Here is a 15,637-nt window from a genome sequence, read left to right as displayed (position 1 = left end):
AACTCAGAAGATATAGCGACTAAGCGTTGTTCCGCTTACACCAGTTACCCGAAAGTATTTCTTTATTAGCTGTTAGATCAAGCTGATACAAATATACCCATGCTAATCCAAATATCGTCTCTATTTGCTCGCGACGATACTCAACAGGAACATCTTCTAGCCGATCGAGCGACTCTAAAATTTCGTCGTTAATGATATAGACCTCGCCAGCGACACTTTTCTTTCCAAGAATCATCGCCGGATAGGTACCTAAATCAAAAAGTGCGTATTCCTTAGGTGTATCAAACTGCCCTAATAAATCACAGCCCTTCAAATAGTGGTGATTGGACTGACCTTGCCTCAAGGTTCCATAAACAAAAACAAGATGCTTCATAAATCCTCCACAAGCCATTCGCGCAGGCGCGTAAAATGAATGGCTGAAACATTGCCGCCCAAGCTCAAACAGCTCTACTCAAACTCAAATTGATAGAGAAGGTCTACAGCACTGTCGAGACCTGACACAGCTTCAACATAGAGATCCTGCATCAATCGATAACGAACGGTAAACTCACCTAAAGAGTTGAAGATACCCACACCATACTTCACCTGTAAGCCTGGCAGGATATAACCACTTACCGTCACCTGAGAGTCATCACCAGAGCCTGCGGTATCCAGTTGCAAATCTTGTACACCAAAGGCTTCACCAATTTCGCCGACAACCTTACCACTCTTCGCTAAACTCAAACCGATTAAGGTCGTTGTCATCGAACCGCTCGACTCACCGTCGATATCTTGGCCACGCAAAATATAAGACAGTGCGTTCGCTTGTGGCATCGCAGGGTCAGAATAAATCTCGATGGTCGGCTCTGTCGCAGGGCCTGTCACTCGAATACCAGCGGTCACGTCATCCTGAGTATTATCAGGATTACGAATCGCATTGATGGCTACGTATGGCTGATCCGGTGGTCCATTCATTAGGATCTTACCCTCTTCGATCAACAGGTCTTGCCCGAATGATTGATAAGTACCATCGACGATGTTCACTTCACCTGTAATAAATGGACCTTGGTCTTTTTGAGCCACGTTGAGCTTACCGACCAAATCACCTTCAAGACCGAAGGCAGACAGTTTAAAGTCATCACCAATGGAGATATTAATGTTGGTCATGACATTAAATGGAATCGTATCTTCGTTTTCTGGCTCTAGATCTTTATTCAAGATAACTTGATCAGAAGAGACACCAACCGCTGACGGTGGTAAGTCTTCTACAACAATTCGTCCCCATGGTAAGGCAATATCACCGGTGATTTTCGCCAGCTCTGGTGTGACATCAATGGTCATATCAGGCACGACCTTGACCTTGACCATCGGTGGGATATCAACCATCAACTCATCAGCGAAAACTCTAACGTTAGAGTGCCATGCTGTAAGATCTTGCCAATCTCCGGCTCCCTCAATATCAAGGTGACCATCAGGTGTTTCCACATTCGCATCCAATTTTGCACTATAACCATCAAAGTCGAGGTCGATGCGGCCATCTTTCACATCAACAGGTGTAACGTCGCCTTTAACTTGAATACCATCAACAGAGAATTGACCAAAGACTTGAGGGTGCATCAGAGAGCCTTTAACTTGAAGAACACTCTCCAGGTCGGCTTTCAATAGGCTGTATTCACCTAGTATTGGTTGTAAGAAATCAAGATGGAACGTGGTCAGCTTAATTGCCGCATCGACCATTTTGTCTTCGGCGAGAATATCCGGTAACGACACCGTGCCTGACAAGTCACCGTTATCGGAAACATCCAACTTAAAGTCGGCATCCAGTTTGTTGTCTTTTAGTTGGGCATTCAATGCAACGCTTTCCCAACCCAGTGTGATTGGCTCACCCACTTGTTGAACAACCTGACCTTTCGGCATATCAACGCTTACCGTAACCTCAGGCTCACCTTGTTCAGACCACTTAGCATGGGCAGTAGCATTGACTAAGCCCTGTAATTGCGTCTCTTTAGGCACAAAGGCTTTAATCTGCTCGAAATCGAACTGATTGATGGCAAGTTTGGCCTCACCCGATTTTCCGACGCGAAAGTCTTCATCCAAACACACGCTCGAACCCGATTGTTTCCAACAGTGCGCTTGAACATCGGCAAACTGTTTATCAACATCCGCCTTTATCGCGACAGGTTGGTCTAACACCCAAGGGCCTTGCTGAGTGGTGATTTTGACTCTGTCTAACGAGCCATCCCAAATAAGAGAAGGCTTTTGAATCAACTCTCCTGAAATAGCTAAGCTTGTAGACACGATGTCGGATATCACATCAAGTGTCACGGTGTGGTTCTTCTCACCACCACTTACCGTAAGAGCAATGCTTTCTACGCTTTGATCTTGATAGGTTAAGTTCTTAGCTTCTAATTCAAGATCAGCTTGAGCTTCAGGCAATGGCAGAGGAATCACAGAGCCATTAAGTGACAAGGATTCTAGTGTTGCTTCGCTATTCCAATCTACCTTATCCACATTTAGAGCGAGATCGACTTCAGGCTCTTTCGTTGGACCGCTTAGCTGGATATTACCAATCACTTTACCTTTCAAATCAGGGACGCTTTTTACAAGCTCAGGGAAGTAAATCTCAACACCCATGTCCCATTTCTTATCAAGCTCACCCTGAGCCTTAATCGAGTTAACACCGTGAGCTAAGCTCAAACCACTGGTTTTCAGTTTTGGTTCACCGCTCGCGCTGCGATCCGACGCTGACAACTGACCTTCGATATCCAGAGGGTATTCTCGCAAGATCCCTTCAATATCCAATTTAGGCAGTTCAATCGCCCAGCCGCCCGCTTCCGTCAACTCACCTGAGGTGACGATGCTTCCACTAATGTTGCCCTCAGCTTCTTGCCACTGCAGACCCGGTTGAATATCTTTGAGTGTCACGTCAGCTTGCCAGTTAACGAGACTCTTCCAGTTCGCTTTAACAACACCGTTAAGCTCACCGCCTAGCGTGTTGAGCTTTAGACGCTCGAGCTCAATTTGTTCCGTCGTGCCTTTACCCTGTAGATCGATGGCTAATTCAGGGATTTCCTTACCATCGGCTTCACCTTTAAGAAGAACATTGAAACCATCTAGTGAGCCATCAGCTTTGAATTGCTCAATTGTCGCTTGGTAATCGCTTTTGCCGGTAAGGGGCCACTGTGCTTGTCCGCCCTCTAAAAGAAGGTCAAATGGCAGAGTCGGTTCTAAGGGTTGAATATCCCCAGACAACTTTGCCTCAATCAGCTCAGAAAATTGGGAATCTAGGTTTAGCTTAGCCACGCTGCCTTGTGCTTTCAGAAACAACTTCTGACCAGCAAGGTCGGTTTCTTTCACTAACGCATCCAAAGAAAGCTCTAACGGATAACCGCCCTTAAGCTCAACCTTCGTCGTTAGATTTGCGCTTGCTTGTGGCATATCGAATTCGAGAGTGGAAACATCAACCGTGTGTTTACCCGCGCGAGCCTCAAGCCCAAGGTGGTTCACCACAATCGGTGTTTCTTGTTCTAAGGTGAAACGGTTGAGGTCAAAACGCTCCAACACAACCTGCAAAGGAATCCAGATTTCCGGCAATTCGATAGCCGTTTTCTCGGCAGCTTTTGGCTCAACCTTTTCTGCTTGCGGTTCTTCTGTCGACTCCGCGAGTTTAACCTTAAGATCATTGAATAAGGTTGGCGATACCGTTAGCTTTTCGCCCTGCATACTCAAAGCCGTAGAGAACAAGCTCCATTCAATTTCATGCCCTAAGATATTCAACTTGATATCAGACAAAGCGATACGGTTGATTACGATTGGCAACGGTGTTTTTACCGATGTTACGGGCGGAGTAGGTTCTGTTTCTTCTGTAGAGGTAGGAGGCAGTTCAGTAAATGCGAAGTCCAACCCTTGAATCGCTAAACGATCGACACACAGCTTAGGGTCGAGCAGGCAGCGAGGATTAATAGCCAAGTTCAGCTTTTGAACCTTGGTATCAATATGAAGGCTATCATCTTTGAACTGGACATTATTAAGCGTAAAACTTGGGAAAAGTGCTCCTTTGGTGCTTTCCACTTTAAGTTGTGGCAACGCTTTTTCAACGCCCCACAGCACAGTATTCAACCCTGGATTGGTGAACAAAACAAAACCTAGCAAGGCTATCAACAACAGCAAAATAGACGTCAATGAGATCGACGTCCACTTGATGCACTTGCCCATCACTTTGATCATAATTCTGGCCCTAAACTAAAGTGTAACTGGAACTCATCACCTTTTTCTGCATCTAGACCCCAAGCAAAATCTAAACTCACTGGACCAACAGGTGACGCCCAACGAACGCCGACACCGGTGCCATGTTTCCATTCGGGTTTGTCATTAAATGCATCACCAATGTCGTAGAATGCTGCACCCCACCAGTTTCCAACCAAGCGGTATTGGTATTCAAGCGAGCTGGTTGCAATAAATTTTGCACCCGTTAGTGCGCCACTTTCATCGCGAGGAGAGATTGACTCATAACCATAACCACGAATGCTATTGTCACCACCAGCAAAGAACCTTAGGGAGGGAGATAGCTTATCAAACTCGTCAGCAAAGTTACCGCCAAATTGAAGCCGAGTTAAGCCTCGGTGATTGTCGCCAATACTTCGAATCCAAGCGGTTTGACCTTGAAAGCGAACAACCTTAGTTTCAGATAGCAAGGTATCGTCACCCGCTTCAAACATAATGGTTTGTTTGTCGCCCCACATCGGCATCGAGCCGCCTCGCGTTCGAGTGCGTGAGAAAGAGATACCCGGCAGCACAAATTGCGCCAAGTCATCTTGCAAACCTTGTTCATAGTTTTCGACCAAGTATCGAATGAACACCGTGCGCTGCCAGCCATTGTCCAAACGCCAATATCTTTCTAAGGCAAGGTTTGATTCCAAACTCTTGGTATCACGATTATCCAAATTTTTCATACCGTACTTAACTTGGTAGTAGTCATTAAGTACGTCATCCAATGGGATTTTATAAGCAGCCGTGATCGTCTGCTCAGGCTTCGAGATCGACAAGCTACTATTGAAGCTATGGCCTCGATCATTAACCCAAGGTTTTTTCCATTTGAGAGTGCCTTTCACACCAAGGTCGGTTGAGACACCGATACCCGTTTCGATTTGGTTACGAGCTTGCGGAGCAAGGCTAACTTTCATCGGTATTTCACGGCCTTCGCCCAATTGGCTTAAATCAGGTTCAACAAAAACAGAAGAGAACCAATCCGTATTGGATAGGTTTTGATTGTATTCACCAACTTTGGTTATCGAGTAAGGTTCGCCATCCTCAAATGGTTTGAGTGACTGCACCTTATCTTCTTCAATCTGGCTACCGGTAACCTGAGTGGTACCAAAGTGGTAGCGGATACCACTGTCATAATGAAGACGAACATAAGCACGATTTAATTCGGGAGCGACTTCGAGCTTACTGAGGTCGTAAGCCCCATCAAAATAACCTTTCGCTAATCCAAGGTTACGTATCGACGATTTCAAAGAATCATAATTACCATGATTAAGCACTGAGCCTTTAGACAGATTGCTCTTGGCGATCAAAGCCAAAAAGTCAGGATCATCTTTGGCTTCACCAGTTAGAACGATATCTGAAGTATAAATAACAACAGGCTCTCCCGGCTCAACCGTAACGGTCATTTCGGTATCATCTTCGGAGTGAGTAAATGTGATTTTAGGGTGGTAGTAGCCTAACGCATTCAGGGCTTCTTTAATCATAGATTCCAAGCGAGATTGGAACCTTAATGAAACCGAATACTCTTCTTCAGGGATCGCACTCAGATAAGCATCAACATTATCCTCAAGCGCTCCATCTAGCCCTTTGATTTCAAGGGAAACGTCAGCGAAAGCGAGCGTCGATGACAATAGAGTGCCAATCAGAACTGGTAAAGTTTTTCTTATCATGTTTAATTGGTGAAGAAGTTATCAATACGTTAATAAGTGAAAAGAAATAATACCGCTAAATGGGCATTGAGTCTGTAATAAATCCTGGAATAACACGGTCTAATTTAAAGACTTATTCAATATTGACCAACAGTTAATATGAACCCACGTTAAATAAAAGCCAGCGCGGTAAACGTATGCGAAAAGGAATATAACATGCTAAACAAACAACAACTGGTTTCTGCAGCAACCGCACTACCGGGAAATGCTGACCCAATTCGAATCACTGAGCGCCATTTCGTCAATCAAACCGACCTGCTCGATGCGCCTACGGACTCTCAACAAGAAGTCCTGTTTGGTATGGGATGCTTCTGGGGAGCTGAGCGTTTGTTTTGGCAATTGGATGGCGTTATTTCAACATCCGTTGGTTACGCTGGCGGATACACCGTTAATCCCACTTATGAACAAGTATGTACTGGGCAAACCGGCCATACCGAAGTCGTTCGTGTCATATTTGATAGTGAACAAACCTCGCTAGCTCGAATACTTGAAACCTTTTGGGAGCGTCATGACCCAACTCAAGGGATGCGCCAAGGCAACGATTTAGGGACTCAATACCGTTCCGCAATTTACACCTTCAGTGAAGAGCAACAGTCTATCGCTGAGCACTCTAAACGAGAATATCAACGAGCAATGACTGAATCTTTAGGCAACGAGATCACGACGGAAGTTCTACCTGCTGGAAAATATTTTTTCGCAGAAACCTACCACCAACAGTACTTGGCTAAGAACCCTAATGGGTACTGCGGATTGGGCGGAACCGGTGTTTGCTTCCCACCACAATAAAGGGCAGTTGGGCTGTACTACCTCAAACGATATCCACTAAAAAGGGCTTTCACTCGGAAGCCCTTTTCGCTGTTAATCTATTTGAAGCAAGACAAATCGATAAAGCGCAGTTACACCGGCAACGCTGCAATGGTGCCGTTAACTTCTTTAAAAATAGTGAGCTTTTGTTTGTCTGAAACTTCAGGAAGAAGCACCTTGCCTTGGTCGAAGCGAAACTCTCCGATACCTTCAATAGCAAACTGGCCTTTGAACAGGACTTTAACGAAACGCGCCACCTGATGTGGACGGTAAGTAGAAAACTTTCTTAACATAATACAACCTCAATTCCATTTGAGTACTACAGTCACATACCTGAACAGCGACGCTGTTCAAAGCACATTAAATCGCTAATTCCTTTAGCAAACAGCAAGATAATCTATTGTTCATCTCGATATTGATGCATTATACCTTTTGGTAACAAGCCTGCAACTTATTTCTACGTCGTACGATAAAAGAGTTAAAGAGGCATTTTTCAAATTTCATATTATACTTCCAGTGCAAACCAATAAGCGGAACAAAAATATAATGAAAAACAAAACTCTACTGGCTTTTTTAGCCGCAGCCTCTCCACTCTTCGCCAATGCTCACAACCTATCAGTAGGCGCTACCCTGCCTGCCGTCGATGTGAGTAACTATGGTGAGATTGTTCTAAACGACGGAAATACTGGATATCAAGCTTGGGCAACCAATGATCTTCTAGGTAAAGTTCGCGTCGTTCAAGCTATCGCTGGACGCAGCAGCTCTAAAGAGCTCAACGCACCATTGATGGCAGCCATTACCGCATCGAAGTTCTCAGAAGACAGCTACCAAACCACCACTATCATCAACCAAGATGATGCGATTTGGGGTACTGGGTCTTTTGTTAAATCCTCTGCCGAAAGCAGTAAAGAAGAATTCCCATGGTCTTCTATGGTTCTAGATGAAGACGGCGCCGTAGCGTCATCATGGGCTCTAAAAGAAGAGAGCTCAGCGATTATCGTTCAGGACAAACAAGGCAAAATCTTGTTCGTCAAAGAAGGCGCACTTGGCGAATCGGAAGTCGCACAAGTTATTGAATTGATTAAAGCGAATCTTTAATCAGATATTCACCTCTTTTTCGAGACCTTATCAAAGGATATTGTTATATTGTAACAGTATCCTTTTTTTATTCTGTGGTTAATCATCCTGATGTGGCAAAACACACCTAACAATGTGAAACGCAAAACCTGCTTTTTGCTGGGGCTGATGCTCATGCTCATGCTAAGCATGTTAGCCGCAACACATATTGTGGATATTCACCCAGAACACCACACTTCACATCACTGTGAGTTGTTTTCACTTAATCAGTTCATCACTGCCCACTCACTACCACTGACTCCAGAGTTCCATTCGGAATTTACTGTCGCTATCACAGAGTCAGTAACTTCACTACAGCGGCTATATTTCGCTTATTTGGCACGCTCACCTCCTGTAAATATCGCTTAATTACCACTACTTTTTAATTAACCTTTATTCAGGAAAAAACATGAAACCTACTTTTTTAGCCGTTGCTATCGGCATGACTGTCTCTACAAATGTTCTAGCTAACGAAGAATTCCGCTCTCATGATGCACACGTACATGGTCAAGTTGAAGTAAACATCGCGCAAGATGGGCAAGAACTGCTTGTTGAAGTAACAGCTCCAGGCGCAGATGTGGTTGGGTTTGAACATGCTCCAGAAACTGCAGAACAGAAGAAAGTGTTTGAGCAGGCTATCGCACAATTAAACAAGCCAGAAGAGCTGTTTAGTTTTAACAATGCGAGTTGTACTCTGAAGTTCAAGTCAGTAGCAAACACCTTAGAAGGCGATCATGACGACCACGAAGGCCATGACCACGCTGAGCACGATCATGACGACCACAAAGACCATGATCACGCTGAACACGATCATGATGACCACAAAGGCCATGACCACGCTGAGCACGATCATGATGACCACAAAGACCATGATCACGCTGAACACGATCATGATGACCACAAAGGCCATGACCACGCTGAGCACGATCATGATGACCACGAAGGTCATGACCACTCTGAAGGTGGCCACGGCGAATTCACCGTTGAGTACCATTACCAATGTTCAGACGTTGCTAAGCTAGACACAGTTAGCACTCAATGGTTCTCTAAGTTCGGTAATACAGAAAAAATGACTGTGAACTTACTAACAGACACAGCTCAAGTACAAGAAGTGCTTAACGCAGAGCGTATTAGTTTCCGATTCTAATCACTCCTAGATCGGATTAAACGTAAAATAAACAGCCAGGTAAGTCATCGCTTACTTGGCTGTTCAAATCGGTGTGTTCTGGGGAATTTATGCTTCAAATTACTGTCCAGTAGATACACCGCTTTAATTATTGGAGCTAGCATGTCTTCTGACAGTTCATCATTTGTGGTCAAACTCGAAAATATCAGCTTTCGTTGGAAGCCTGAATTACCACCAACGCTAGAGATCCCCTCTCTGTACATCCAAGCCCAAGAGCACCTTTTTATTAAAGGGCCAAGTGGTTGTGGAAAATCAACTTTGTTAGGGCTACTGACCGGAATCAACCAAGCTGAACAAGGAGAAGTCTCTATCCTTGATCAAGACCTCACTCAGCTTACACCTCGTCAAAGAGATAAATTCAGAGCCGATCATATTGGTTATATTTTCCAACAATTTAACCTGCTTCCTTATCTATCAGTTATCGATAACGTGACGCTTCCTTGCCAGTTTTCACAGATTCGTAAACAGCAAGTCGCTGAAAGCCAGAAAAGCTTACAAGAGACGGCTCGAGAGTTGTTACTCCGATTAAAGCTACCTCAAGCTTTAATGGACAAGCCCGTTACCGAGTTGAGCATAGGTCAACAACAACGTGTTGCTGCCGCTCGTGCTTTGATCGGCCAACCCAAAATCATTATTGCCGATGAGCCAACCTCAGCTTTGGATCATGACAACCGAGAAGCTTTTATCGAACTGTTGTTAGAACAAGCCAACCAGGCAGGTTCTACTCTTATCTTTGTTAGCCATGATCCAACACTAGAAAAGTTGTTCACTCGAACAATAGATTTAAAAACCGTTAATCAAGCTAAGGTTGTCGTATGAAAGTAATTACTCACTTAGCCTTAAAAAGCGTACTCAACCGTAAAGCCACGGCTATTCTCACTATTCTCACGGTGGCTGTATCCGTCATTCTCTTGCTCGGCGTAGAACGCGTTAGAACCGAAGCAAAAAGCAGCTTCGCCAATACGATTTCAGGTACTGACCTTATCGTTGGTGGCCGTTCTGGTCAGGTAAACCTGTTGCTTTACTCAGTATTCAGAATCGGTAATGCGACCAACAACATCGACTGGAAAAGCTATGAAGAATTTAGCCAACACAACGCAGTAAAGTGGGCGATACCAATCTCATTGGGCGATTCACACAAAGGCTTCCGTGTGATGGGTACTAACCATAGCTACTTTGAAAACTATCGCTATGGAAGTAAGCAACCACTTACTTTTCAGCAAGGTAAAGAGTTTAATCAGCTATTTGACGTAGTGATTGGTGCCGACGTCGCGAAGAAGCTAGATTACAAAATTGGTGATCACATCATTCTTGCGCACGGTATCAGTGATGTTGCGTTTAGCCGTCACGATAATCTGCCCTTCAAAATTGTCGGAATACTGGCACCAACTGGGACACCAGTAGATAAAACCGTGCATGTTTCGTTAGAGGCTATTGAAGCGATTCATGTTGGCTGGGAATCAGGTGCCAACCTCGGGCACACACCGAATGCTGAAGCGCTAAAGCAACGTGACTTCCAACCGAAGCAGATTACCGCGATGATGGTTGGCCTTAAATCGAAGATCCAAACCTTCGCACTGCAACGAGAAATCAATAACTACCGCCAAGAACCTTTAAGCGCCATTATGCCGGGCATTGCGCTTCACGAATTGTGGGGAATGATGGCTGTAGCAGAACAAGCATTACTGATTGTTTCAGGGTTTGTTGTTGTCGCCGGATTATTGGGCATGCTCAGTAGCCTACTCACTAGCTTGCAAGAAAGGCGTCGAGAGATGGCTATCCTACGTGCGATGGGCGCAAGACCTCGTCATGTGTTTGGTTTACTGATCAGTGAAGCCAGTGCGCTAACCTTCCTTGGCATTACATTAGGTGTTGGAGTGCTGTTTGCGCTGATCGCAGTGGTTGCTCCTATTGTGCAACAAAGTTATGGTATCAACATATCGATATCCGCAATCACACCTCATGAGTGGAAACTGCTTATGCTGGTACAAGTTGCCGGAATCATTATCGGCTTTATTCCCGCTTTCAGGGCTTACCGCCAGTCATTGTCTGATGGCATGACGATTCGAATCTAAAATAGGAACCTACGATGCAACGCAAATTCCTACTGATACTTGGGCTACTTCTGTTCCCATTTATCAGTACAGCTCACGCTGAAACCACTCAGAATGACGAATCGGTATTAACACTTGAATGGATTGATTTGATTCCAGAATCAGAGCGTGCTCAGCTAGATTCATTTGGTATGCCGATGGTTGACCACAATAGTATGGACAAACCTCAACAATCGACACTTGGTGCTGTTCGCCCAGAGCTGAATGGCAGCACAGTAAAGATTCCAGGCTTTGTGATTCCATTGGAAGGTGATGAGAATATGATCACTGAGTTTCTGCTGGTACCGTACTTTGGCGCATGTATCCACGTGCCACCGCCGCCACCGAACCAAATCATCTACGTGAAGTTCCCGAAAGGTGCACCAATACAGCAATTATGGGATGTGATCTATTTAGTAGGAAAGCTGAAAACTGAGTCAATCAGCCATGACTTAGCACAAACAGGTTATCTTATTGAAGGTACTGCGATTGAAGAATATGACGACATGTAGTCATTAGAAGGGTGGCTCAAGGATGAGCTGCCGTCACTGAACGATTGCGATCATTCAACAACAGTTTAATAACGATAATTTTCTTCTAAATTACGCGATGTAATTAGATAAGTAAGCTAGAACAGCGACATAAGTCGCGAGTAATAACCCTATACTAAGCTGTTTCTTCAGCTTGTTATCATTGACTTGATTCATAACTCCTCCTTGAGAATTACAACAAATTTAACATTTTATTATCATTAGCAAAAGTAAAATTTTGTTGAAACCTTCGACTTTGCACGCAAAATCTAGCCACCAATAAGATAAAGAGTTACATTTTAGACAGTTATACCAATCGCAATACGTAATTGTTCAGAAATAGCGTAGGAAAAAGGCCTGAGAACAAGCCAGATCTTTTTGATAAGTAGTTATTCTACAATCAAAAATTCTAACGCAGTTATCGAGCGTTTTAACAAGCTAGGCTGAGCAATTATTTACTACGATTGTTTTTGAGTCGTCCCCTAAAGGTACTCTTATGTCAGAAACCAAACAGCCAGTGATCATTGAGCATGCTAGCGACACACAGCATAAGCATGAGAAAAAGCCTCATATTGCCGACAGTGCCAGCAGAATGCTGCACATCGCACAAAGCTTCGGCCTCGATTCCTTAATTAGTCATAGTGCAAAGCCAAACGATAAAGCTGAGAGTACGCTTATCGAACGGGCACTATTGCGAGAGAAGAAACGTAGAGAGCTTCGCCAAAAGAATCTAGAACAGATTCTGAAGTTGGCACACTCTTCGTGTAAGGATGAAGCGGCTGGAGACCCAGATCAGGACTGGCTATACCGTTTCTTCGATATGGCACAAGAGATCCACAATACATCGATGCAGAGGCTATGGGCTCAAGTACTGAAACGAGAAGTCACCAATCCAGGCTCGACATCGATGAAGGCGCTTCAGATCTTAAAAGACATGACGCCAAAAGAAGCGTTAACCCTACAAAGAGCGGCATCACTGGGTTGTAGCTTTGGTAGCGATAACAGCAGAAAGCTCTTACTCGGCTTTAAGTCTCATGCTGGGTTATTCAGCTTTGGCAAAAGGGACACCACCAACACCATCAACCTTGGTGGGCACAACCTGCCCTACTCCAGCCTACTCCATTTGATTGAACTCGGGATTATTCTAGGAACAGAATTAGAATCTGGAGAGATTGATTTCGACCCAGCCCTACACCTAACTTATCAAGGTAAGAGCATGTCACTGGCGCCTATTTCAAAAGGGGTTAAACTGGTTTATTACCGATTCAGTCCAACAGGTAATGAGCTGTGCACCTTACTTGGCAACAAACCCAACATGCAGTATTACGATCAACTGATTGCTCTATTAAGTCAGAAGTTCACGGTACAGACAGAAGTGAAAAGCAGTGTGAATTACACCGTCTAGGCACTCGACGGTGCAAAAAATAGACGGTGTAAAAAGTGAAGAATATTGAGAAGAATAAAGAGAATCTAGAGGATAGGTTTCTTGTCTCGGTAAACCAAGGCTGCACTATTTATCGATCGTGAATAAACAGATAAACAGCTGAGTAGCCTTAGTCATACCAACGATCTCAGTTGGCTAAAATATTACGCTTCTCTAAAGCATCAATACACAATTCCACCAGTTCATCGAGTGTCTTCTCACCCGCAGGTAAATCTATCTCAGGGTTCTGAGGCGCTTCGTACACTGAGCTAATGCCTGTAAAATTCGGGATCTCTCCAGCTCGTGCTTTCTTATACAGGCCTTTAGGGTCACGCTGCTCACAAACCTCGAGTGGCGTGTTCACAAACACCTCTAAAAACTCGCCTTCAGGTAGCAAGTCTCGCACTAACTGTCTTTCAGCTTGATGTGGGGAAATAAACGCTGACAACACGATCAAACCCGCATCCGCCATCAATTTAGCGAGCTCACCAATACGACGAATATTCTCTCGGCGATCCTGCTCAGAGAAGCCAAGGTCGCTACATAACCCATGACGCACATTATCGCCATCCAATAAGTAAGTATGGTAACCAAGCTGTGCCAAGCGATTTTCTAATGCTCCAGCGACTGTCGACTTCCCAGAACCAGATAATCCCGTGAACCAGAGCACGGCTGGCTTTTGTGATTTCAGATCAGAGCGAAATGTTTTATCAATCGAGTGTTGATGCCACACAACATTCTCATCTTTTGGTTTGAGTACTGCGGTCATAATTAGTCCTTTAAATAAACAGCATTAAAATGGGAAAAAATAAGGAATTAGGGTCAGCACCAAACCCGAATAAACAATCGAGATTGGGATGCCGATGCGCAGATAATCCGTAAGGTGGTAATTACCTACGCTATAAACAAGTAAGTTGGTTTGGTAGCCGTATGGCGAAATAAAACTGGCACTGGCACCAAACAGAACCGCCATGATGAACGGCATTGGATCGACGCCATAGCCTACTGCCATACTGTAGCCAATGGGGAATGAGAGTGCCGCTGCCGCATTGTTGGTCACCAACTCAGTTAGGACCAACGTCATGAAATAGGTCGCGACTAGCGCTCCAAACACGCCCCAGCCATTAAAGGCCTCCATAAACATCAGCCCCATTCGCTCAGACAACCCAGATGAAATCATCAGTTGAGCAATAGAGAGCGCCGAACCAACGATCACGACAATATCGACGGGGAAACGGCGGCGAAGCTCACCAAGTTGTACTACACCAAATGCCACCAGCAATAATAAAAATCCCGCTAGCCCTTTAATAATCGGCACGACTTCAGCGAGCGATAACCCAATCACACTAGCAAAGCCGAGCAACACAAACGTCGATTTATCGGCATCAAGCTTGGCGCTTGAGTCTAGGTCGTTCATCAACACAAACTCTTTATTGTGTTGTTGACGCTGTTCTTCAAAACGTTTTCCTGGAACCAAAATCAAGGTATCGCCAGCGGTTAATGTGATGTTTCCAAGGCCACCTTCAAGGCGTTCATGACCACGACGAATGGCAACCACAACCGCATCGAAGCGATCTCTAAACTGGCTGGTTTTGAGGGTTTTATTACAGAAGCTTGCAGACGAACTCACCACGACCTCAACAAAGCTTTGTCCGTTAAGGTGATGCTGGCCAAACAGAGTTAATCCTTGAATTTCTTGCAGTGTCGCTACACTTTCAACGTCGCCACAAAACAGCAGTCGGTCACGAGCTTGCAGTATAAAATCAGGGTCTATAGACGCGGTGGTTTTACCGTCTCGAATCACTTCGGCTAAGAACAGTTTTCTCAGCGCTCTAAGATTATTTTCGCTTACGCTACGACCAACTAACGGTGAGCCAGGTTCCACTCTTGCTTCTAAAAAGTAAGGCAAATCATCTTGGGAACCATCATCGTAACTGGGCAGGAAGTAACTCAGAGGGATAAGGATCAACACACCACCGACCAAGACCGCTAAACCGATCAACGTTGGTGTGAAAAAGTTTAAGCTCGGCAAACCCGCATCTTCAACAAAGCTATTGATGATCAAGTTAGTTGAAGTACCGATCAATGTCAGGGTGCCACCTAAGATGGCAGCATATGACAACGGGATAAGTAACTTAGACGGCGCATGTTGTTGATTACGTTTGATCGCCCCGATCAAAGAGACCACCACCGCGGTGTTATTGGTAAAAGATGAAAGTAACGCTGTGGAAATACCCAACTTCGCAACCACGGTACCTAGCCGACCTTCAGAGATATTGCGGCTAACCCAACTGATTAAGCGAGTTTTCTCCAACGCACTTGATGCGAGGATAAGAAGAATTAAAGTCAGTAACGAAGAGTTAGTGAAGTTATTGGCTAAGCTCGACAAGTCGATCATGCCTGCCATAAAAGCAATAAACGCCGCACCAGCAAAGATAAAGCTTGGCTTAATACGGGTAACGAGCAGGCAAGTAATGATGCCGAGCAAAATCGCTAATACAAATCCTTGTTGCCACATATACCCGTCCTTT

Annotated in this window: 14 protein-coding genes; 8 read left to right on the top strand and 6 right to left on the bottom strand. The window is 44.7% G+C overall.

The window, feature by feature from the left end; genetic code table 11:
- Positions 1 to 19: 19 nt before the first annotated feature.
- From OCV19_RS01735 to tamA, 3 genes are all read right to left on the bottom strand, one after another.
- Positions 20 to 373 (bottom strand): gamma-glutamylcyclotransferase family protein, encoded by a 354-nt coding sequence (locus OCV19_RS01735; protein ID WP_065676567.1) that lies wholly within the window; start codon positions 371 to 373, stop codon positions 20 to 22.
- Between the two features lie 74 nt (positions 374 to 447).
- Complete coding sequence (gene tamB / locus OCV19_RS01730) at positions 448 to 4,206, bottom strand: autotransporter assembly complex protein TamB (RefSeq protein ID WP_065676568.1); 3,759 nt, start codon at positions 4,204 to 4,206, stop codon at positions 448 to 450.
- Positions 4,203 to 5,915, bottom strand: coding sequence for an autotransporter assembly complex protein TamA (gene tamA / locus OCV19_RS01725; protein WP_065676569.1), 1,713 nt, complete (start codon positions 5,913 to 5,915; stop codon positions 4,203 to 4,205). The genes tamB and tamA overlap by 4 nt, the downstream gene beginning before the upstream one ends.
- Before the next feature lie 195 nt (positions 5,916 to 6,110).
- Between tamA and msrA the strand changes: the two genes are divergently transcribed.
- Positions 6,111 to 6,740, top strand: coding sequence for a peptide-methionine (S)-S-oxide reductase MsrA (gene msrA, locus OCV19_RS01720; protein WP_019821425.1), 630 nt, complete (start codon positions 6,111 to 6,113; stop codon positions 6,738 to 6,740).
- 110 nt (positions 6,741 to 6,850) lie between these two features.
- Here the strand turns inward: msrA and OCV19_RS01715 are convergent, their stop codons facing one another.
- Positions 6,851 to 7,051 (bottom strand): DUF1107 family protein, encoded by a 201-nt coding sequence (locus OCV19_RS01715; protein WP_004735283.1) that lies wholly within the window; start codon positions 7,049 to 7,051, stop codon positions 6,851 to 6,853.
- Positions 7,052 to 7,304: 253 nt separating this feature from the next.
- Between OCV19_RS01715 and OCV19_RS01710 the strand changes: the two genes are divergently transcribed.
- The 7 genes from OCV19_RS01710 (at position 7,305) to OCV19_RS01680 (ending at position 13,088) form a co-directional block, all read left to right on the top strand.
- Positions 7,305 to 7,856 (top strand): YtfJ family protein, encoded by a 552-nt coding sequence (locus OCV19_RS01710; protein ID WP_065676570.1) that lies wholly within the window; start codon positions 7,305 to 7,307, stop codon positions 7,854 to 7,856.
- Positions 7,857 to 7,946: 90 nt separating this feature from the next.
- Positions 7,947 to 8,243 (top strand): DUF2607 family protein, encoded by a 297-nt coding sequence (locus OCV19_RS01705; RefSeq protein WP_083994316.1) that lies wholly within the window; start codon positions 7,947 to 7,949, stop codon positions 8,241 to 8,243.
- Positions 8,244 to 8,283: 40 nt separating this feature from the next.
- Entirely contained in the window at positions 8,284 to 9,021 is a 738-nt protein-coding gene (gene zrgA, locus OCV19_RS01700) for a zinc uptake protein ZrgA (protein WP_065676571.1), read from the top strand.
- Positions 9,022 to 9,162: 141 nt separating this feature from the next.
- Positions 9,163 to 9,879, top strand: a complete 717-nt coding sequence (locus OCV19_RS01695; RefSeq protein ID WP_017097559.1) for an ABC transporter ATP-binding protein — start codon at positions 9,163 to 9,165, stop codon at positions 9,877 to 9,879.
- A complete protein-coding gene (locus tag OCV19_RS01690) occupies positions 9,876 to 11,135 on the top strand; it encodes an ABC transporter permease (RefSeq protein WP_065676572.1) in 1,260 nt (419 codons plus the stop codon). The genes OCV19_RS01695 and OCV19_RS01690 overlap by 4 nt, the downstream gene beginning before the upstream one ends.
- A 14-nt stretch (positions 11,136 to 11,149) precedes the next feature.
- Complete coding sequence (locus tag OCV19_RS01685) at positions 11,150 to 11,665, top strand: DUF3299 domain-containing protein (protein WP_065676573.1); 516 nt, start codon at positions 11,150 to 11,152, stop codon at positions 11,663 to 11,665.
- Between the two features lie 514 nt (positions 11,666 to 12,179).
- Positions 12,180 to 13,088, top strand: a complete 909-nt coding sequence (locus OCV19_RS01680; RefSeq protein WP_065676574.1) for a TIGR03899 family protein — start codon at positions 12,180 to 12,182, stop codon at positions 13,086 to 13,088.
- A gap of 166 nt (positions 13,089 to 13,254) precedes the next feature.
- Here the strand turns inward: OCV19_RS01680 and cysC are convergent, their stop codons facing one another.
- Together cysC and OCV19_RS01670 are read right to left on the bottom strand one after the other, a co-directional pair.
- Positions 13,255 to 13,875, bottom strand: coding sequence for an adenylyl-sulfate kinase (gene cysC, locus OCV19_RS01675; protein WP_017083764.1), 621 nt, complete (start codon positions 13,873 to 13,875; stop codon positions 13,255 to 13,257).
- A 24-nt stretch (positions 13,876 to 13,899) separates the two neighbouring features.
- The gene (locus tag OCV19_RS01670) at positions 13,900 to 15,624 is read right to left on the bottom strand and encodes an SLC13 family permease (RefSeq protein WP_004735273.1); all 1,725 of its coding nucleotides are present in this window, start codon (positions 15,622 to 15,624) and stop codon (positions 13,900 to 13,902) included.
- Between the last annotated feature and the right edge of the window lie 13 nt (positions 15,625 to 15,637).

This window comes from Vibrio celticus (genome assembly GCF_024347335.1).
GTDB classification, from domain to species: Bacteria; Pseudomonadota; Gammaproteobacteria; order Enterobacterales; family Vibrionaceae; genus Vibrio; species Vibrio celticus.
The sequence above is the reverse complement of the archived record's forward strand: the minus strand, read 5'-3'. Positions and strand labels throughout refer to the sequence as shown.